General features: G+C 73.9%; 18 protein-coding genes. 11 read left to right on the forward strand and 7 right to left on the reverse strand.

Features of this window, described 5'->3' with window-relative positions; genetic code table 11:
- The first annotated feature begins 64 nt into the window (after positions 1-64).
- Positions 65-1,489 (forward strand): acyl-CoA synthetase, encoded by a 1,425-nt coding sequence (locus tag C8D89_RS05115; protein ID WP_116707341.1) that lies wholly within the window; start codon positions 65-67, stop codon positions 1,487-1,489.
- A 40-nt stretch (positions 1,490-1,529) separates the two neighbouring features.
- On the opposite strand, the gene C8D89_RS05120 is transcribed toward C8D89_RS05115, so the two are convergent.
- Together C8D89_RS05120 and C8D89_RS05125 are read right to left on the reverse strand one after the other, a co-directional pair.
- Positions 1,530-2,165, reverse strand: a complete 636-nt coding sequence (locus tag C8D89_RS05120; RefSeq protein WP_116707028.1) for an SAM-dependent methyltransferase — start codon at positions 2,163-2,165, stop codon at positions 1,530-1,532.
- A complete protein-coding gene (locus tag C8D89_RS05125; protein WP_116707029.1) occupies positions 2,162-3,118 on the reverse strand; it encodes an NAD(P)/FAD-dependent oxidoreductase in 957 nt (318 codons plus the stop codon). The genes C8D89_RS05120 and C8D89_RS05125 overlap by 4 nt, the downstream gene beginning before the upstream one ends.
- A gap of 262 nt (positions 3,119-3,380) precedes the next feature.
- On the opposite strand from C8D89_RS05125, the gene C8D89_RS05130 reads away from it, so the two are divergent.
- On the forward strand, positions 3,381-3,956 hold the full coding sequence (locus tag C8D89_RS05130) for a helix-turn-helix domain-containing protein (protein WP_423716693.1): 576 nt from the start codon (positions 3,381-3,383) through the stop codon (positions 3,954-3,956).
- Between the two features lie 7 nt (positions 3,957-3,963).
- Here C8D89_RS05130 and C8D89_RS05135 read toward each other — a convergent pair whose 3' ends face one another.
- Positions 3,964-4,728 carry a GAF and ANTAR domain-containing protein gene (locus tag C8D89_RS05135; RefSeq protein ID WP_207787070.1) on the reverse strand — a complete coding sequence of 255 codons (765 nt, stop codon included), beginning with the start codon at positions 4,726-4,728 and terminating at the stop codon, positions 3,964-3,966.
- 10 nt (positions 4,729-4,738) lie between these two features.
- Positions 4,739-4,897, reverse strand: coding sequence for a hypothetical protein (locus tag C8D89_RS29050; protein WP_165825559.1), 159 nt, complete (start codon positions 4,895-4,897; stop codon positions 4,739-4,741).
- A 597-nt stretch (positions 4,898-5,494) separates the two neighbouring features.
- On the opposite strand from C8D89_RS29050, the gene C8D89_RS05140 reads away from it, so the two are divergent.
- From C8D89_RS05140 to C8D89_RS05170, 7 genes are all read left to right on the forward strand, one after another.
- Positions 5,495-5,740, forward strand: a complete 246-nt coding sequence (locus C8D89_RS05140) for a hypothetical protein (RefSeq protein ID WP_133251821.1) — start codon at positions 5,495-5,497, stop codon at positions 5,738-5,740.
- A 138-nt stretch (positions 5,741-5,878) separates the two neighbouring features.
- The gene (locus C8D89_RS05145) at positions 5,879-7,747 is read left to right on the forward strand and encodes a methylmalonyl-CoA mutase family protein (protein WP_116707032.1); all 1,869 of its coding nucleotides are present in this window, start codon (positions 5,879-5,881) and stop codon (positions 7,745-7,747) included.
- A 2-nt stretch (positions 7,748-7,749) separates the two neighbouring features.
- Entirely contained in the window at positions 7,750-9,957 is a 2,208-nt protein-coding gene (gene scpA, locus C8D89_RS05150; protein WP_116707033.1) for a methylmalonyl-CoA mutase, read from the forward strand.
- 32 nt (positions 9,958-9,989) lie between these two features.
- Positions 9,990-10,256: a type II toxin-antitoxin system Phd/YefM family antitoxin gene (locus C8D89_RS05155; protein ID WP_116707034.1), complete on the forward strand. Its 267-nt coding sequence runs from the start codon at positions 9,990-9,992 to the stop codon at positions 10,254-10,256.
- Complete coding sequence (locus C8D89_RS05160) at positions 10,256-10,639, forward strand: type II toxin-antitoxin system VapC family toxin (RefSeq protein ID WP_116707035.1); 384 nt, start codon at positions 10,256-10,258, stop codon at positions 10,637-10,639. Before C8D89_RS05155 ends, C8D89_RS05160 begins: the two co-directional genes overlap by 1 nt.
- Positions 10,640-10,666: 27 nt before the next feature.
- The gene (gene meaB / locus C8D89_RS05165; protein ID WP_116707036.1) at positions 10,667-11,692 is read left to right on the forward strand and encodes a methylmalonyl Co-A mutase-associated GTPase MeaB; all 1,026 of its coding nucleotides are present in this window, start codon (positions 10,667-10,669) and stop codon (positions 11,690-11,692) included.
- The gene (locus tag C8D89_RS05170) at positions 11,689-12,072 is read left to right on the forward strand and encodes a hypothetical protein (RefSeq protein WP_116707037.1); all 384 of its coding nucleotides are present in this window, start codon (positions 11,689-11,691) and stop codon (positions 12,070-12,072) included. Before meaB ends, C8D89_RS05170 begins: the two co-directional genes overlap by 4 nt.
- 81 nt (positions 12,073-12,153) lie before the next feature.
- Here C8D89_RS05170 and C8D89_RS05175 read toward each other — a convergent pair whose 3' ends face one another.
- Positions 12,154-12,780, reverse strand: coding sequence for an NAD(P)-dependent oxidoreductase (locus tag C8D89_RS05175; protein ID WP_243417869.1), 627 nt, complete (start codon positions 12,778-12,780; stop codon positions 12,154-12,156).
- 228 nt (positions 12,781-13,008) lie between these two features.
- Between C8D89_RS05175 and C8D89_RS05180 the strand changes: the two genes are divergently transcribed.
- On the forward strand, positions 13,009-13,785 hold the full coding sequence (locus C8D89_RS05180) for a DUF1707 SHOCT-like domain-containing protein (RefSeq protein ID WP_243417870.1): 777 nt from the start codon (positions 13,009-13,011) through the stop codon (positions 13,783-13,785).
- Positions 13,786-13,880: 95 nt separating this feature from the next.
- Here C8D89_RS05180 and C8D89_RS05185 read toward each other — a convergent pair whose 3' ends face one another.
- Together C8D89_RS05185 and C8D89_RS05190 are read right to left on the reverse strand one after the other, a co-directional pair.
- The gene (locus C8D89_RS05185) at positions 13,881-14,216 is read right to left on the reverse strand and encodes a DUF1918 domain-containing protein (protein WP_116707344.1); all 336 of its coding nucleotides are present in this window, start codon (positions 14,214-14,216) and stop codon (positions 13,881-13,883) included.
- A 120-nt stretch (positions 14,217-14,336) separates the two neighbouring features.
- On the reverse strand, positions 14,337-16,916 hold the full coding sequence (locus C8D89_RS05190) for an ATP-dependent Clp protease ATP-binding subunit (protein ID WP_116707039.1): 2,580 nt from the start codon (positions 16,914-16,916) through the stop codon (positions 14,337-14,339).
- A gap of 198 nt (positions 16,917-17,114) precedes the next feature.
- Here C8D89_RS05190 and C8D89_RS05195 point away from each other — a divergent pair, with 198 nt between their 5' ends.
- A complete protein-coding gene (locus C8D89_RS05195) occupies positions 17,115-18,137 on the forward strand; it encodes an NADP-dependent oxidoreductase (protein ID WP_116707040.1) in 1,023 nt (340 codons plus the stop codon).
- Positions 18,138-18,181 lie beyond the last annotated feature (44 nt).

Here is an 18,181-nt window from a genome sequence, read left to right on the forward strand (position 1 = left end):
CGAACGGAGCGTCGGGCCAGGGGCCCGTGCCGCGCCCGCCGGAGCGGTGCCCATGATGGACGCCATGACGCTGCTGGCTGCGCTGCTCGAGGGGGGCCTCGACGACCCGGAGGCGATCCGGGTCGGTGATACGACCATGACCGGCCCCGAGCTGCTCGGTGCCGCCGCGGTCGTCGCCGACCAGATCACCGAGCGGCCGTCGGAGGGCCCGGTGGCGGTCCTCGCCGAGCCGACGGCGCGCACCGTCGTGGCGATGGTCGGTGCCCTGCTCGCGGGCGTGCCGGTCGTGCCCGTGCCCCCGGACGTGGGCGCGGGCGAGCGCGCCCACGTGCTCGCCGACTCCGGGGCCTCGCTCTGGATCGGCGAGCGCCCACCCGAGATCTCGCTCCCGGTGCGCAAGGTCGACGTGCGGCAGCGCAGCGGCGACCCGGCCCGCGAGACCCCGCACGACGGCCCTGCGCTGGTCCTCTACACCTCGGGCACCACGGGGGCGCCGAAGGGCGTGCTGCTGTCCAAGGCTGCGATGGGTGCGGGGCTCGACGGCCTCGCCGACGCCTGGGACTGGACCGCCGACGACACCCTCGCCCACGGCCTGCCCCTGTTCCACGTCCACGGGCTCGTGCTGGGGGTGTTCGGGGCCCTGCGGATCGGCTCGAAGCTGGTCCACGTCGGGCGGCCGAAACCCGCGCACTACGCCGCCGCGGTGCGCGACCACGGTGCGAGCCTGCTGTTCGGGGTGCCGACGATCTGGTCACGGGTCGCCGCCGACCCCGACGCCGCCGCGGCCCTGCGCCCCGCCCGGCTGCTGGTCTCCGGCAGCGCGCCCCTGCCCGTGAGCGTGTTCGAGCAGCTGCGCGAGCGCACCGGTCAGGCGCCCGTGGAGCGCTACGGGATGAGCGAGACCATGATCACCGTCTCGGTGCGCGCGGACGGCGAGCGCCGGCCGGGCTGGGTGGGCGTCCCGGTCGCGGGCTTCGAGACGCGGCTGGCCTCCACCGACGAGGAGACCGAGGGCGAGCTGCTCCGGCACGACGGCGAAACCATCGGCGAGCTGCAGGTCCGCGGGCCCGGGCTCTTCGACGGCTACCTCGGCCGGCCCGAGGCGACCGCCGAGACCTGGACCGCCGACGGCTGGTTCCGCACCGGCGACGCCGCGGTGATCGACGAGGGCGGCTACCACCGCATCGTCGGGCGGCGCTCGGTCGACCTCATCAAGACCGGCGGCTACCGCGTCGGCGCCGGCGAGATCGAGACGGCCCTCCTCGAGCACGCGGGCATCAGCGAGGTCGCCGTGGTCGGCGAGCCCGACGACGACCTCGGCCAGCGCATCGTCGCCCACGTCGTCCTCGCCGGGGACCCGGTCGACCCCGACGAGGTCATCGCCTTCGTCGCCGACCGCCTCTCGGCGCACAAGCGGCCCCGCGAGGTCCGCGTCGTCGACGCCCTGCCCCGCAACGCGATGGGCAAGGTGCAGAAGGCGCGCCTCTAGGTGCGTGCGCGATCTTCACAGCTATCGCCGGGAAGATCGCTCACATGGGGCGGCGGGCGCGCAGGACGGCGTCGTAGAGGAACCGCGGGCGCCCGTCGGGCTGCACCGCGTCGCGCCCGCGGCGCTCGGCCACCACGACCGTCCAGCCCTCCAGCGCGTCGCCCAGCTCGCCGACCACCTCCTCGGCGGTCGCGAACATGTCCGCCGGGTGGTGCTGCCCCGCCTCGGGCGGCATGCCCTCGGGGTCGTGGCCGACGATCAGCAACGTCCCGCCGGGCGCCACCGCCCCGGCGACGGCCCGGTACAGGCGCGGCCGGTCGGCGCCGGGCAGCTGCATGAAGTGCATGGTGACGAGGTCGTGTTCGCCGGGCACGGCCTCGGCGAACAGATCCACCGGCACCGTCGTCACCCGGTCGGCGACGCCCTCGGCCTGCGCCCGCGCCGCCACCCGCTCGAGCCCGACCCGCGAGACGTCGATCGCGGTGACCCGCCAACCCCGGTGCGCCAGCCACACGGCGTCGCCGCCCTCGCCGCTGCCGACGTCGAGCGCCGCGCCCGGGGCCAGGTCGGCGACCTCCTGCACGAGCACCGCGTTGGGCTCGCCGCTCCACACGCGCTCGGTCGCGCCGTAGCGCTCGTCCCAGAACGCCGCGGTGGACTGCTCGTGGGTGGTCATGCGAGGGCCCCCTCCCGGTGGCGGGCGACGGCTCGCGCGATGTCCTCCTCGACGAGGTCGGCGTTGATCCGGGCGCCGGCGAGCGTGCCCTCGGCGGCGGCGCCGACCACCTGCGCGGAGAGGTCGGTGACGTTGCCCGCGACCCAGACGCCGGGCACCGCCGTGCGCCCCGTGGGGTCGACGGTCGCGACGTACCGCCCGCCGAGGGCGTGGTCGAGGACCTCGACGCCGAGATCCTCCAGCACCGCGCTGCGCGCGACGAAGCGCGGGCCGACGACGAGGGCCTGGCGCGCCACGACCCGACCGTCGGCCAGCCGCGCGCCGACCAGGCGGCCGTCGGCGATCTCCAGCCCCGTCACCTCCTCGTCGATCACGGCGACGTCGAGCGCCGCGAGCTGCTCGGCCTCGTCGTCGGTGAGCGCCGGCGCACGGTGGCGCAGGTAGACGAGGTCGTCGGTGAGCTGGGAGAACAGCTTGACCTGGTGCAGGGCGTTCGGCCCGGTCCCGAGCACGGCCACGGCCCGGTCGCGCACCTCCCACCCGTGGCAGTACGGGCAGTGCAGCACGTCGTGGCCCCAGAGCTCGCGCACGCCGGGCAGGTCGGGCAGCTCGTCGACGAGTCCGGTCGCGACCAGCAGGCGCCGCGCCCGCAGCGTCTCCCCGTCGGCGGTGTCGACGGCGAGCACCGGACCCTCGCGGCGGGCGGTGACGGCGGCGCCGGTGCGGACGCGCCCGCCGTAGGACTCCACCTCCGCGCGGCCGAGACGCACGAGCTCGGCCGGGGGCAGGCCGTCGCGGGTGAGGAACGCGTGCACCCCGGCGGCGGGGGCGTTGCGCGGCTCGCCGGCGTCGAGCACCAGCACCGAGCGGCGGGAACGGGCGAGGGTCAGCGCGCCGGACAGCCCGGCCGCGCCGCCCCCGAGGACGAGGACGTCGAGGGGTTCGTCGGTCATGGGATCGAGCGTGCTCCCGGCCGTGCGGGACGACGAGGATTCTTGCCAGGATGGCAAAAGGAGGAGCGAACGGCGCTCGCGCCGGACGCTCCTCGGGAGTCGGACGGCTCGGCGGCACGGGTCCTCGACGGGGGAGTCCTTGTCCCTACCGCGGGCACGGCCGAGGGGCCCGAGCATCGGGCACGTGCAACGGGTCGTGGTGGTCCCCGCGGACGAGAGCGAACCCTCGTGATCCGGACGACGCGCAGCCAGGATGGCCGGCGTGACGGCGGACGACGTGCTCGACGGCCTCGGCGCGCGGCTGGCGACCCGGCGGCGACGGGCCGGTCTCGGGCTGGCCGAGCTGTCCGCGTCGACCGGCATCTCGGCGAGCACTCTCTCCCGGCTCGAGCACGGTGGTCGGCGTGCCACCCTCGAGCTGCTCCTGCCGCTGGCGACGGTCTACGGCACCGGCCTCGACGAGCTCGTCGGCTTCCGTGAGGACGCCCGGGTCCGCGACGAACCGGTCTCGCGCACCGAGGACACGATCGTCTATCGCCTGTCCCGCAGCGCGGGGCAGCCGGCGGCCTACAAGTTCGTCTTCTCGCCCGCCCGCCACCGGCCCCCGGCCGATCTCCCGGCGCACCAGGGCTGGGAGTGGGTCTACGTCCTCGCCGGGTGCCTGCGCGTGATCAACGGCGAGGACGACCTGGTCCTGCGCCAGGGCGAGGCCACCGAGATCGACACGCGCCGCCCGCACTGGCTGGGCAGCACGGGTGACGGCCCCGTCGAGGTCCTGGCCCTGTTCGGCAGGCAGGGCGAGCGGGTGCACATGCGTGGTCGGCCCGCGGCGCGGTAGGGAGCGGTCAGCCGCGGAGGAGCGCGGCCGTGTCGATCGCGTCGCTCATGACCGCCTGCGCGACGGCCGTGACCTTGAGGTGGTGGCGGCGGGCGTGGCGGCGCATCCGGGCGAAGGCGTCGTCAGCGCTCAGCCCGCCGCGCTCGGCCAGGGCGCCCTTGGCCTGTTCGATGATGATCCGGCTGTCGAGGGCGGTCCGGAGCTGCTCGGTGATGAGCTGGGCCTCGCCCAGGGTGCGGTGCTGCAACACCACCGTCGTGGCGACGTCGGCGAGGGCCTGGGCGGCGTGGACGTCGGCGTCCGGGAACGGCCGCGGGGTGGTGGTGAACAGGTTCATCGCCCCGATGGCGCGCTCGTTGCAGCGCAGCGGCAGTGCGTGCACCCCGTGGATGCCGAGTTCGCGGGCGTGCGCGGCGAACTCGGGCCAGCGGTGACCGTGCGCGGCGACGTCGTCCGCGTGCACCCCGACGCCGGTGCGGTAGGCGTCCACGCACGGGCCCTGGCGGTCGCGGAGCTGGTGGAGCTCGAGCTGGTGGGCCTGCTCGCTGGAGGAGGACATGACCTCGAGCCCGCCGTCGTGGCCGGCGAGCATGAGCCCGGCGGCGTCCACGTCGAGCAGTTCGACGCAGCGGGCGGTCAGCTGGTCGAGCACGTCGACGACGTCGTAGTCCGACACGAGCGTGCGGGCCAGCCCGACGAGCGCCGTCAGCAGCGACGCCTCCCGGGCGGACGCTCCGCCCAGGTCATCGGTGGTGGTCGATGTCGTGCTCACGTGGCGGAACCTAGTGCTCGCGGTCCACGCGCCGGCGTCGTGCCGAGAGGTCGGCGGCGACGTCGTCCACGGTGCGCGCGGCGGTCCCGGTGGCCTGGTGTACGTGCCGGTGGAGGGGGCCCCCGGGCTCGGCGGTGCCGTTCGAGTGGGACGGGGAACTGCGGCTCATCGTGGTCTCCTCGCGGGAGTGGCGCCACAGCCGGCTCCTGCGGGATCGAGAGCGCGCCGTCGCGAGGCGTCAGTGCAGCACCACCGCGAGCGCACCGCAAACACCTCCGGCAGCGGGCGGCGGCACCGTGGCTGTCCGGCGAGCCGGGCGTGGCCGATCGGCTACCGGTGGTTGCCGGACGGCGAGCGGTCGCGTTAGGTTCGCGCCGACATCGATCGCGGTGCCCCAGACCCCGGCGCCCGTCTCGGCCGACCGCGGCCGAGCATGACGGCTCGGGGGTGCGATGGCAGGCGCGCGACACGACGTCACCCCCACGACGGCCACACCGACGTCGGCGAGGAAGACGCCGTCCTCCGGGCCGGCGCGTCCCGACGTCGTCGCTGTCCACTCGGCGGTCTGCCAGCTCTCCGGTGCTCCCGGCTCGCCGGGCGCCGGTCCTCTCCGTGCGGCCTCGCCGCCGACGGAGGTGGCGGGGCCCTGACGGCCCGTTGCCTCACCGGCTCGGCCGCGTCCGTCGAAGAAATGGGGGGACGGACGCGGCCGGGCCGGCCTTCACGCCGCCGTGTGCGGAGCAATCCTCGACAGCAGGAGATGTCCATGCCGTCCCCGTCCGACCTCTCACCGGCGACGCGGTCGACCACCGTCATCGACGACGAGCACGGGGGTCTGCTCGCCCTCGCCGTACGCGCCCTCACCACCGTCGAGGTGATCGTCGACCGTGTCGGGAGGACCCGCCGGAAGGTGATCCCGTTCCCGCGCACGCCACGGGAGGACGACGTGGCCCGGACGGTCCGCCACGCTGCCTGCGCCGACGACGCGGCCCGAGGGGCTCCGCCCGGGTGAGCGATGCGGGTCGCGATGACGACGCCCGTCACTCACGTGGGGCGCAGGCCCATCTCGAACGATTCCGCTCCCTCGCACCCGGTGGCCTGTCGCACGCCGGGAAACCGGTCGGGGTTGACCGTCCTACGATCCACGCCCATGACGGCTGCCGGGGAGGACCTGACGCTCGCGGGGGAGTTCGACGCCCCCACCCGCGAGCAGTGGCGCGAGCTGGTCGCCGGGGTGCTGGCCAGGTCCGGGCGCGAGGTCTCGCCCTCCGACGCCGAGGCCGCGCTGGCGACGGTCACCGACGACGGCATCACGATCGCGGGGCTCTACGCCGCCGAGGACGCGCCGGACGTGGACACCGGGGTGCCGGGCCTGCCGCCGTTCGTGCGTGGCGCGCGCGCCGAGGGGCAGGTCGCCGAGGGTTGGCTCGTGCGCCAGCGTCACGCCTTCCCGCCCGACGTCGACCTCGGCGAGGCCCACGACGTCGTGATGGCCGAGCTGGAGAACGGCGTCTCCTCGCTCTGGCTCGTGCTCGGCGAGGCGGGCGGGCCCTCGGCGGACGCGCTGCCCCGCCTGCTCGAGGGCGTGTTCGTCGACCTCGCCCCGATCGCCCTCGAGGCGGGCCGCGACACCCCGGCCGCCGCCGCCGCGCTGCTGCGCCTCGCCGAGGAGAACGGCGCCGGCGCGATCGGCGGCAGCCTCGGCTACGACCCGCTGCTGGACCGCACGCACGGCGGCGCACCGCTCGACGACACGTACCGCGGGCAACTCGTGGAGCACGCGCGGACCGCCGCGGCGAGCCACCCCCAGCTGCGCACGGTGGTCGCCGACGGCCTCCCGTACCACCGCGCCGGCGGCAGCGACGCCCAGGAGCTCGGCGCCGCTCTGGCCGCCGGGGTGCACGCGCTGCGCGTGCTGACCGAGGCCGGCCTCGACACCGACGACGCCTTCCGGCGCATCGAGTTCCGCTTCGCCGCCACCGCCGACCAGTTCGCGACACTGGCCAAGCTCCGCGCCGCGCGGCGCTGCTGGGACCGGATCGGCGAGGTCAGCGGCGCGAGCGAGAACGCCCGCGCGATGCACCAGCACGCCGTCACCTCGCCCGCGATGATCACTCGGCGGGACCCCTGGGTGAACATGCTGCGCACCACCGTCGCCGCCGTCGGCGCCGGGCTGGGCGGGGCCGCGGCGGTGACCGTCCTGCCGTTCGACAACGAGCTCGGCCGTCCCGACGAGGCCGCCCGCCGTCTGGCGCGCAACACCCAGGCCCTGCTGCTGGAGGAGTCGCACCTCGCGCACGTGATCGACCCGGCCGGCGGGTCGTGGTACGTCGAGTCGCTCACCGATGCCCTCGCGCAGGCCGCGTGGGCGGAGTTCACCCGCACCGAGCGCGACGGCGGCATCGCCACGGCCCTCGACGACGGCTCGCTGCGCGCCCGCCTGGACGAGACCTGGCAACGGCGCAGCACCCGCATCGCCCGGCGCAAGGACCCGATCACCGGAGTCAGCGAGTTCCCGAACCTGCACGAGGAGCTCCCGCGCCGCGAGCCCGCGCCGGACACCCCGCACGACGGTGGCCTGCCGCGACGCCGCTACGCGGAGATTTTCGAGACCCTGCGCGACCGCGCCGACGCCGCGCAGCAGAGACCGACGGTCTTCCTCGCCACCATCGGCACGCTCGCCGAGTACACCGCCCGCGTGTCGTTCACCCAGAACCTGCTCGGCGCCGGCGGCATCGCCACCACGGACGGCCCCGGCGGCACCGAGCCGCAGGAGATCGCGGCGGCGTTCCGCGAGGCCGGCACCACGGTCGCGGTGATCGCGTCGTCGGACAAGATCTACGACCAGCACGCCGCCGAGGTCGCGGCCGCCCTGCGCGAGGCCGGGGCGACGCGCATCCTGCTGGCGGGCAGGAAGGACGTCGCGGGTGTCGACGGCACCCTCCACGCCGGGTGCGACGCCGCCGCCGTCCTGCGCGACACGCTCGACCACCTAGCCAAGGATCAGGGGGAGGTCTGACGATGAGCATCCCGAGCTTCGACGACGTCGAGCTGGCCGCGCCCGCGGGGGCGTCCGGCGACTGGGAGGCCGCGCTCGAGGCCGCCACGGGCAAGGGCGCCGAGGACCTCGTCTGGGAGACCCCCGAGGGCATCGGCGTCAAGCCGCTCTACACCGACGCGGACCGCGATGGCCTCGACTTCCTGCACACGTACCCGGGCCTGACGCCGTTCCTGCGCGGCCCCTACCCGACGATGTACGTGACGCAGCCGTGGACCGTGCGCCAGTACGCGGGCTTCTCCACGGCCGCCGAGTCGAACGCCTTCTACCGGCGCAACCTCGCCGCGGGCCAGAAGGGGCTGTCGGTCGCGTTCGACCTGCCGACCCACCGCGGCTACGACTCCGACAACCCGCGGGTCTCCGGTGACGTCGGGATGGCCGGGGTGTCGATCGACTCGATCCTCGACATGCGCCAGCTGTTCGACGGCATCCCGCTGGACCGCATGTCGGTGTCCATGACCATGAACGGGGCCGTGCTCCCGGTGATGGCGCTCTACGTCGCGGCCGCCGAGGAGCAGGGGGTGGCGCCGGAGCAGCTGGCCGGGACCATCCAGAACGACATCCTCAAGGAGTTCATGGTCCGCAACACCTACATCTACCCGCCGAAGCCGTCGATGCAGATCATCTCGGACATCTTCCGCTACACCAGCGAGAAGATGCCGAAGTTCAACTCGATCTCCATCTCCGGCTACCACATCCAGGAGGCCGGGGCGTCGGCCGACCTGGAGCTGGCCTACACGCTGGCCGACGGGGTGGAGTACCTGCGGGCCGGGCGGGACGCCGGGCTGAATGTCGACAAGTTCGCGCCGCGCCTGTCGTTCTTCTGGGGCATCGGCATGAACTACTTCATGGAGATCGCCAAGCTCCGCGCCGCCCGGCTGCTGTGGGCCAAGCTCGTGCACGGCTTCGGGGCGCGGAACCCGAAGTCCCTGAGCCTGCGCACGCACTCCCAGACGAGTGGCTGGTCGCTCACCGCCCAGGACGTCTACAACAACGTCGTCCGCACCTGCGTCGAGGCGATGGCCGCGACGCAGGGGCACACGCAGTCGCTGCACACCAACGCCCTCGACGAGGCGCTGGCGCTGCCGACCGACTTCTCCGCGCGCATCGCCCGCAACACCCAGCTGCTGCTGCAGCAGGAGTCGGGCACCACGCGCACGGTCGACCCGTGGGGCGGCTCGCACTACGTCGAGCGGCTCACCCGCGAGCTCGCCGGTCGGGCGTGGGCCCACATCGAGGAGGTCGAGTCCACCGGCGGGATGGCGCAGGCCATCGACGAGGGCCTGCCGAAGATGCGCATCGAGGAGGCGGCCGCCCGCACGCAGGCGCGCATCGACTCGGGTCGCCAGCCGCTGATCGGCGTCAACAAGTACCCGCTGACCTCGGGCGAGGACGTCGACGTCCTCAAGGTCGACAACGCCGACGTGCTGCGCCAGCAGGTCGAGCGTCTGCGTCGGCTCCGTGACGACCGGGACGACGACTCGGTGCGCGGCGCCCTGGAGCAGCTGACGAACGCGGCGCGGGCCGCGTCGGAGGGCTCCCGGGATTCGTCTCTCGACGGCAACCTGCTCAAGCTCGCCATCGACGCCGCCCGCGCGAAGGCCAGCGTCGGCGAGATCTCCGATGCGCTGGAGGAGGTCTGGGGTCGGCACCGTTCCGACGTGCGCACGATCTCCGGCGTCTACCGTGACGAGGTGGGCGAGAACTCCGCCGTCGAGCAGGCCCGCGCCGCTGCTGCGCGCTTCGAGGAGGCCGAGGGCCGCCGCCCGCGCATCCTCGTCGCGAAGATGGGCCAGGACGGGCACGACCGCGGGCAGAAGGTCATCGCCACCGCGTTCGCCGACCTCGGCTTCGACGTCGACGTGGGCCCGCTGTTCCAGACGCCGGCCGAGGTCGCCCGTCAGGCCGTGGAGTCCGACGTGCACGTCGTCGGGGTCTCGTCGCTGGCCGCCGGGCACTTGAGCCTCGTCCCGGCCCTGCGCGACGAGCTCGCCGAGGCCGGGGCCGAGGAGATCCTCATCGTCGCCGGCGGCGTCATCCCGCCCGGCGACCACGAGGAGCTGCTGGCCAAGGGCGCGAGCGCGATCTTCGGCCCGGGCACCGTGATCGCCGAGGCTGCGACGCAGCTGCTGGAGACGCTGTCGGAGCGGCTGGGGCACAGCTCCTCCTGACTTGGTCAGGTCTGGTCAGGTAGGGTGGGCGCGTGGCCGAGCAGGTGAACGTCTACGAGGCGAAGACGCAGCTCTCGAAGCTGCTCGAACGCGTCGAGGCGGGCGAGGAGATCGTCATCGCCCGCAACGGACGGCCGGTCGCACGATTGGTGCCGTCGCAGCGGAGCGGTCAGCAGGAGCCGCGGCGGCTGGGTGGTTACGAGCACCTCATCGAGATGCCCGACGACATCAACGAGGGCGACGACGAGATCGAGGCCCTGTTCTACGCCGGGCCGATCGGACCGCCCGGCAACGCCTGATGCGGTTGCTTCTCGACACGCACACGGTGCTCTGGTCTCTCGGTCGACCAGGGCGCGTCGGGACCGCGGCGCGCGAAGCGCTCACCGCCTCGGCGAGCGAGGTCGTGGTTTCCGTCGTCTCGCTCTGGGAGATCGCGATGAAGACCTCGATCGGCAAGCTCCGGGTCGATCTCGACGTCGAGGCCGCCGTCACCGGCCTCGGCATCAGGGTGCTCGATGTCCGGGCGGAGCATGCGCGGGCCGTGGCGGATCTCCCCCTGCACCACCGCGACCCGTTCGACCGGATGCTCGTGGCGCAGGCCCGATACGAGGGCCTCACCCTCGTCACGGCCGACCGTCGCTTCGAGGCGTACTCCGTGGCGGTGCTGCGTGCCGACGACTGAGGCGAGCGCCGGGAGAGGAGCACCGCGGTGAGCGACATCGACCTGGACAGGTACGTCGACGGCGTCCGGTCCGGCTCGCGGCTGTGGATCGGGCGGGCTATCACGCTCGTGGAGTCGTCGCGCCCCGACCACCGCGAGGCGGCGCAGGAGCTGCTCGTCTCGCTCCTGCCCCACGCCGGCGGGGCCCGGCGGATCGGCATCTCCGGAGTCCCCGGCGTGGGCAAGTCGACGTTCATCGGCGCGCTCGGCACGACGCTGACGGCCCAGGGCTCGAAGGTCGCGGTGCTCGCCGTCGACCCGAGCTCGACGCGATCCGGCGGATCGATCCTCGGTGACAAGACGCGGATGAACGAGCTCGCGACCGACGACGACGCCTTCATCCGGCCCTCGCCGACGGCGGGCACGCTCGGCGGGGTCGCGAAGGCGACCCGGGAGACGATGGTCGTGATGGAGGCGGCGGGCTACGACGTCGTCATCGTCGAGACCGTCGGTGTCGGCCAGTCCGAGACGACGGTCGCGCAGATGGTCGACTCGTTCCTCTTCCTCACCCTCGCCCGCACCGGCGACTCCCTGCAGGGCATCAAGCGCGGCATCCTCGAGATCGCCGACGTCATCGCGGTGAACAAGGCCGACGGCCCGCACGCCCGCGAGGCCAAGCGCGCGGCCCGGGAGCTGGAGCAGGCGCTGGCGATGCTCCGCGGCAGCCAGGAACCCGAATCCGGCGGCGAGACCTGGAAGGTCCCGGTGCTGACGTGCAGCGCCGCCGAGCGCACGGGTCTCGACGACGTCTGGTCGGCGCTCGTGCGCCATCAGGAGCACCTCGACGCCGGCGGCGGGCTGGTCGAGAAGCGCGCCCGCCAGCAGGTCGACTGGACCTGGCAGATGGTCCGCGACCGCGTGCTCGGCCGCCTGCAGGACCATCCCGAGGTCAAGGGCATGCGTGCCGAGCTCGAGCGGGAGGTCCAGGCCGGCGAGCTGACGCCGGCCCTGGCCGCCGACCGCATCCTCGAGGCGTTCCTCGGCGACGCCCGGGCGGGTATCCACGGGTCATGAGCGAGCAGCCGGGGAACGCGGACGGCGGCGAGAGCTACCTCGGAAGTGTCGTGTCCGGTCTGCGTGGCATGGCGGAGAACGTGGTGAAGGCCGCCGGCGCACACAACCCGCTGGGCGAGCTGCCCGCGCTGCCCGAGGTCGCGACCCACCCGGGCGCGATGTCCGCCGCCCAGCTCGGCGCGATGCGTACCGCCATCCAGGCCCAGCGCGACGCCGTGGCCGCGATGCAGAGCCAGCTCACCGCGTTCGACGAGCAGCTCCAGGTGCTCCAGCGGCTGCTCGTGCCGCTGGCGGAGTGGAGCGCGACGTGGGCGCGCCTGGAGGAGCGGGTCGTCCCCGGCCACCACCAGGCCACGCCGGAGGACGCGGACCGGGAGTGACCCGCGAGGGGGCACGTTGCGCAGCCGCGCCCGTCGATCATGCCGAAGGTGCCCCTCGCGCAGGACCCCGAGCGGCCACCATCAGTTGCTGATCGCGGGCGCGGCGCCCACGAAGGTGTCGTCGGCGAGCTGGTCGACGAGGAACGCGGCGACGTCGGTGCGCGCCATCGGCGCCCCGATGCGATCGCGGCCCAGGAAGCCGGCTCGCACTGTGCCGTTGGTGGGGACGTCGACCGGCGCGGTGATGCGCGCGAGCGTCCAGTCCAGCCCGGAGGTGGTGACGACCTCGCTGATCCCCTGCACCTCCCGCAGCGCGCCCGGGATGAGCAGGCCGATGCCCACCGGGACGAGGCGGTCGAGCAGGCCGGGCCGGTCGCGCGGGTCCGGGACGCTGACGGTGGCGAGCGCGACGAGTCGTCGCACGCCGTGCTCGTGCATCGCGGCCACGATCGTCCGCGTCGCCGCGGCGAGCGGACCGCTGCGCAGGAACGGGTCGATCGCCGGGCCGAGGGCGCTGATCACCGCGTCGGCGCCCTTGACGGCGCGGCGGACCGCGTCGGTGTCGTCGAGCTCGGCGACCACCAGCTCGAGGGCGTCGTCGGCGACGGTCACCTTCTCCGGCGAGCGCACCAGGGCCGTGACGCGGTGCCCGCTGTCGAGGAGGCGGCGCACGACGTGCTGGCCGATCTTGCCGGTTCCGCCGAACACGGTGACGTCCACATCGGCGTGTACCCGCCGATCACCGCGCCCGCTCGTGAACGGGCTCACAGGGCCCTGGCGTCAGGAGATCCCGAAGATGCGCGCGCGGCCGGGCTTCGGGAAGCCGCTGGTCGGCGGCGCGAACCGGCCGTTCTTCCGCGCGCACGACGGGCAGCACCGGCCTGGGCCGACCCGGTGATCTCCCGTGGCCGCGGGCGTCGGCCTATCCTCCCGGCCATGAGCCAGCCGCCCGGCGAGCAGGGAGACGACGACCAGGGGGCCTCGGCGGAGAACGTCCCGGCGGCGGCGCCCGCGCCGACGCCGATCCGCGCGTCGGACGCCGAGCGCGAGCAGGTCGCGGAGGTCGTGCGGCAGGCCGTGTCCGACGGGCGGCTGACGATCGTCGAGGGCGACGAGCGCCTGCGCGAGGTCTACGCCGCGCGCTTCCGCCGGGATCTCGCGCCGATCACCGCGGACCTCGGGCCGACGGAGACGTCGCTCCCGCCGAGCACCGGGTCGGCGCCCGTGCGCCGCCCGCTGGGCCGCATCGAGCGGCCGTCGACGAGCTGGTCGGTGGCCGTGCTCTCGGGCGCGCAGAAGCGCGGTGAGTGGACGCCGGGCCGCACCCACAGCGTCGTCGCGTTCTGGGGCGGCGCCGAGCTGTCGTTCCGCGACGCGCGGATCGACGACGCCGGGCTGACGATCGCCGCCGTCGCGATCATGGCCGGCATCCAGATCGACCTGCGGGGCATCCCCGCCGGCGTCGAGGTCACCGTCCAGGCCGTGGCGATCATGGCCGGTATCGAGGTGCTGGTCGACCAGGACACCCGCGTCGAGGACGGCGGGTTCGGGTTCCTGGGCGCGTTCGAGGACGGGTCGGGCGCGCCCCGGAGCGCCTCCGGACCGCGGGTCCGGGTGCGGGGCCTCGCGTTGATGGGCGGGGTGTCGGTGTCGCGCAAGCCGCTCGCCGTCGAGGGCGGCGACGACGGCGACCGCCCGGCCATCGAGGGCTGAGCGGCTACGCTCCAGCCGCCGGCGGCCGATCGCGCACGTCGTCGCCCCCGGGCGTCACCGTCCCGCTCAAGAAACCGGCGACGGTCGGCGGACGTTCAGCGCTCGAAGCGCTTCGCCACGTCGTCGGCCAGGTCCGCGACCGTGCGCGCCGCGGCGCCGGTCGCGTCCTCGGCCTGTTCCTTGACCGCGCCGGCGACCTCGCCCGCCTTCTCACCGGCCTGCTCGGCGGCGAGCCCGAGCTTGTCGCCCACCGAGCCCGACTCGATCGTCGCGTCCGGACCGGGCGTCACGATGGTCTCCTCGCCCGAGTCGAAGCGGACGCGGTAGGGCGGGCCGCCCTGGCCGAGCACGGCCACGATCGTCCCGGTCCGGTCGGGGACGTCGGTGTGGTTCGAGTGCATGCGGATGCGGTCGCCCACGGACGTGCTCACGGTGTCCTCCTCGTCGCGACGGTGTCGCCGAGCCACGTACCCCACAGACGCGCGAAGGGCACCTCCGGTCGATCTCCTCGACCGGAGGTGCCCTTCGCGGCGTACGGCTCGGCTCGCCCGTCAGCCGGCGGCGACCGGCGAGGCGGCGGCCGGGGCGTCGACGGCGAACGTCAGCTCACCGGCCGTCTCACCCTGTCCGACGTCCACCGTCACCGTCTGCCCGCCGTGCAGCTCGTCGGCCAGCAGCATCGACGACAGCCGGTTGCCCAGCTGGCGCTGGATGGTCCGGCGCAGCGGCCGGGCCCCGAACTCGGGCTGGAAGCCCAGCTCGGCCAGGTGGTCGACGGCGGCCTCGGTGATCGCGAAGCCGATGTCCTGCGCGGCCAGGCGCTCGCGGGTCTCGTCGAGCAGCAGGTCGGTGATCCGGCGCAGCTGGGCCTGGTCCAGCCGCTTGAAGACGATCACCTCGTCGATCCGGTTGAGGAACTCGGGGCGGAACGACTCCCGCAGGCGCGGCATCAGCCGGTCCTGCAGGGACTGCGAGGGGTCGACGTTCGACGGGGCGAACCCGAGCGCCTGCGTGCTCGTGGTGATCAGCTCCGACCCCACGTTGCTGGTCATGATCAGCACCGTGTTGCGGAAGTCGACCGTGCGGCCCTGCGAGTCGGTCAGCCGCCCGTCGTCCAGCACCTGCAGCAGCGTGTTGAAGACGTCGGGGTGGGCCTTCTCCATCTCGTCGAGCAGCACCACCGAGTACGGCCGGCGGCGGATCTCCTCGGTGAGCTGGCCGGCCTCGCCGTACCCGACGTAGCCGGGGGGCGACCCGACGAGCCGCGAGACGGTGTGCCGCTCGGAGTACTCGCTCATGTCGACGCGGACCATGCGGTCCTCGTCGCCGAAGAGCTGCGCGGCCAGGGCCTTGGCCAGCTCGGTCTTGCCGACACCGGTCGGGCCGAGGAAGAGGAAGCTGCCGATCGGGCGGTCCGGGTCACCCAGGCCGGCGCGCGAACGGCGTACCGCCTCGGCGATCGCGGCGACGGCGTCGTCCTGGCCGACGACCCGCTCGTGGAGCTGCTCCTCGAGCTTGAGCAGGCGGTCCCGCTCGGTCTCGGTGAGCTGCGCGACCGGGATGCCCGTGGAGCGCGAGACGACCTCGGCGATGTCGTCGACGCTCACCTCGAGCACGCCCGGCTGGTCCGAGCGCCGCTCGCTGCGGGCCTGCTCGAGCTGAGCCTGCGCCTCGGCGATCTCGTCGCGCAGGGCGCCGGCGCGCTCGTAGTCCTCGTCGGCCACGGCCTGGTCCTTGTCGCGCTGCAGCGACTCGAGCCGCCGCTCGAGCTCGCGCGAGTCGGTGTGCGGACCCTTCGCCCGCAGGCGCTTGCGCGCGCCCGCCTGGTCGACGAGGTCGATGGCCTTGTCGGGCAGGAAGCGGTCGGTGACGTAGCGCTCGGAGAGCTCGGCCGCCGCGGTCAGCGCCTCGTCGGTGAACCGCACCTGGTGGTGCGCCTCGTACCGGTCGCGCAGGCCGTGCAGGATCGCGATCGTGTCCGCGACCGACGGCTCGGGCACCATCACCGGCTGGAACCGGCGCTCGAGCGCGGCGTCCTTCTCGATGGACTGCCGGTACTCGTCGAGCGTGGTCGCGCCGACGATGTGCAGCTCGCCGCGGGCCAGGGCCGGCTTGAGGATGTTGCCGGCGTCCATGCCGCCCTCGGACGACCCGCCCGCGCCGACGACGCCGTGGAGCTCGTCGATGAAGACGATGAGCTCGTCGGAGTGCTCGCGGATCTCGGCGACGACCTTCGTCATCCGCTCCTCGAAGTCACCGCGGTAGCGCGTGCCGGCGACCATGCCCGACAGGTCGAGCTGGACGATCCGCTTGCCCTCGAGCTGCTCGGGGACGTCGCCGGCGACGATGCGCTGGGCGATGCCCTCGACCACCGCGGTCTTGCCGACGCCGGCCTCACCGATGAGCACGGGGTTGTTCTTGGTGCGCCGCGAGAGGACCTCCATGGTCTGGTCGACCTCGTCCTCGCGGCCGACCACCGGGTCCAGCTCGCCCGCCCGCGCCTTGGCGGTCAGGTCCACGCCGAACTGGTCGACGGTCGGGGTCCCGGAGTCGCCCTGACCGCCGCCACCGCCCTGGCCGGCACCCGGGCGCTGCCCGCCCGAGGCCGCCGAGCGCTGCAGCGACTGCGGCGTGACGCCCTGCTGGCCGAGCGCGCGGCCGACCGGGCTGTCGTTGTTCGCGGCCAGCGCGAGCACGATGTGCTCGGGGCCGATGTAGCTCGAACCGAGCGCACGCGAGATCTGGTGCGCGTCGAGCAGGGTGCGCTTGGCGGTCGGGGTCAGCGACGGCGGCTCCGTGCGCGCCTCGCCCCGGGGCAGCTGCTCGTCGGCGGTGCGCTGCAGGGCGTCGGGGTCGGCGCCGGCGCCGGCGAGCAGCTGGCGCAGCGGCGGGACCTGCGTCACCACGTGGAGCAGGTGCCACGCGTCGAGGTCGGCGTTACCCCGCTCGGCGGCCTGCTGGGCCGCGGCGCCCACGAGCTGACGCGCCGGCTCGGTCATGAGCTGGGTGATGTCGATGCGCTGCACACCACGCGGGGACGCGCCGCCCATACCGCGTCCACTCAAGAACTGGGCGAGGAAGTCGTCGAACGGGCCGGACCCGGGACCACCGGGCCCGAAGGCGCTGGTCATGTAGCTCCTCAGTGGGTCCACGCCGGCGGGTGCGCCGGCACTGACCACCTCAGCAACGGGGGCCGAGGATTCATTCCTGAGTCGGTGTGACTCATGTCTTTCCGAGCGATGTGAGTCCACTCCGCTCACGTCTGGGGCTACCCCCGTCACGGCGTGGCCACGCGCACGCGGGGAACCCGGACTCCCATGACCCGCCCGATGACAGCTGCGACCGTGACCGCCCGCGAGGTCCACCTCGTCCGCCGCCCCTCCGGGATGCCCGATCCCGACGACTTCGCCCTCGTCGACCGCGACCTGGAAGCGCCGGGCGAGGGGGAGGTCCTCGTCGCCAACCACCATTTCTCGGTCGACCCCTACATGCGCGGGCGGATGAACGACGTGCCGTCCTACGTGCCGCCCTTCGCGCTCGACGCCCCCATGGACGGCCGGGCCGTCGGCGAGGTGCTGGCCAGCCGCAGCGACGGGGTCGCGGTGGGCGACCTCGTGACGAGCAATCTCGCGTGGCGCACCCACGGCGTCGTGCCCGCGAAGCACGTGCAGAAGGTCGACGCGTCCGAGGGCGTGAGCCCGTCGGCGTTCCTCGGCGTGCTCGGCGTGCCCGGCCTGACCGCGTGGGTCGGCCTCCTCGACAAGGCGTCGTTCCGCGAGGGCGACGCCGTCTTCGTCTCCGGCGCGGCCGGCGCGGTCGGCAGCCTGGTGGGACAGCTCGCGAAGCTCAAGAGTGCCTCCCGCGTCGTGGGCAGTGCGGGCAGCGCCGAGAAGGTGCGGTGGCTGACCGAGGAGCTCGGCTACGACGCGGCGTTCAACTACAAGGACGCGCCCGTCGTCGACCAGCTGCGCGAGGTGATCCCCGACGGCGTGGACGTGTACTTCGACAACGTCGGCGCCGACCATCTCGAGGCGGCCATCGCCTGTGCCAACGACTTCGCCCGCGTCGCCGCCTGCGGGGCGATCGCGCACTACAACGACACCGACGACGACCCGACGCCCGGGCCGAGGAACCTGTTCCAGATCGTCAAGAAGCGCCTGTCGATCCAGGGCTTCATCGTCACCGACTCGATGGACCGGATGCGCCCGTTCCTCTCCGAGGTCACGCCCTGGGTCGCCGAGGGCCGGGTGAAGTTCGCCGAGACGGTGGTCGAGGGCATCGACCGGGCCGTCGAGGGCTTCCGCGGCATGCTCCGGGGCGAGAACACGGGGAAGATGATCATCAAGGTGTGATGGCCGGTGGCCTCGTGAGTGGTTCGGGGCCATCACGACCCAGA

Source organism: Actinomycetospora cinnamomea (assembly GCF_003096675.1).
GTDB classification, from domain to species: domain Bacteria; phylum Actinomycetota; class Actinomycetes; order Mycobacteriales; family Pseudonocardiaceae; genus Actinomycetospora; species Actinomycetospora cinnamomea.

Coding starts and splice junctions, on each gene's coding strand:
- C8D89_RS05115 (WP_116707341.1), top strand. CDS start 65: ATGACGCTGCTGGCTGCGCTGCTCGAGGGGGGCCTCGACGACCCGGAG.
- C8D89_RS05195 (WP_116707040.1), top strand. CDS start 17,115: ATGACAGCTGCGACCGTGACCGCCCGCGAGGTCCACCTCGTCCGCCGC.
- C8D89_RS05140 (WP_133251821.1), top strand. CDS start 5,495: ATGCCGTCCCCGTCCGACCTCTCACCGGCGACGCGGTCGACCACCGTC.
- C8D89_RS29050 (WP_165825559.1), bottom strand. CDS start 4,897: ATGAGCCGCAGTTCCCCGTCCCACTCGAACGGCACCGCCGAGCCCGGG.
- C8D89_RS05145 (WP_116707032.1), top strand. CDS start 5,879: ATGACGGCTGCCGGGGAGGACCTGACGCTCGCGGGGGAGTTCGACGCC.
- scpA (WP_116707033.1), top strand. CDS start 7,750: ATGAGCATCCCGAGCTTCGACGACGTCGAGCTGGCCGCGCCCGCGGGG.
- C8D89_RS05170 (WP_116707037.1), top strand. CDS start 11,689: ATGAGCGAGCAGCCGGGGAACGCGGACGGCGGCGAGAGCTACCTCGGA.
- C8D89_RS05125 (WP_116707029.1), bottom strand. CDS start 3,118: ATGACCGACGAACCCCTCGACGTCCTCGTCCTCGGGGGCGGCGCGGCC.
- C8D89_RS05120 (WP_116707028.1), bottom strand. CDS start 2,165: ATGACCACCCACGAGCAGTCCACCGCGGCGTTCTGGGACGAGCGCTAC.
- C8D89_RS05180 (WP_243417870.1), top strand. CDS start 13,009: ATGAGCCAGCCGCCCGGCGAGCAGGGAGACGACGACCAGGGGGCCTCG.
- C8D89_RS05160 (WP_116707035.1), top strand. CDS start 10,256: ATGCGGTTGCTTCTCGACACGCACACGGTGCTCTGGTCTCTCGGTCGA.
- C8D89_RS05190 (WP_116707039.1), bottom strand. CDS start 16,916: ATGACCAGCGCCTTCGGGCCCGGTGGTCCCGGGTCCGGCCCGTTCGAC.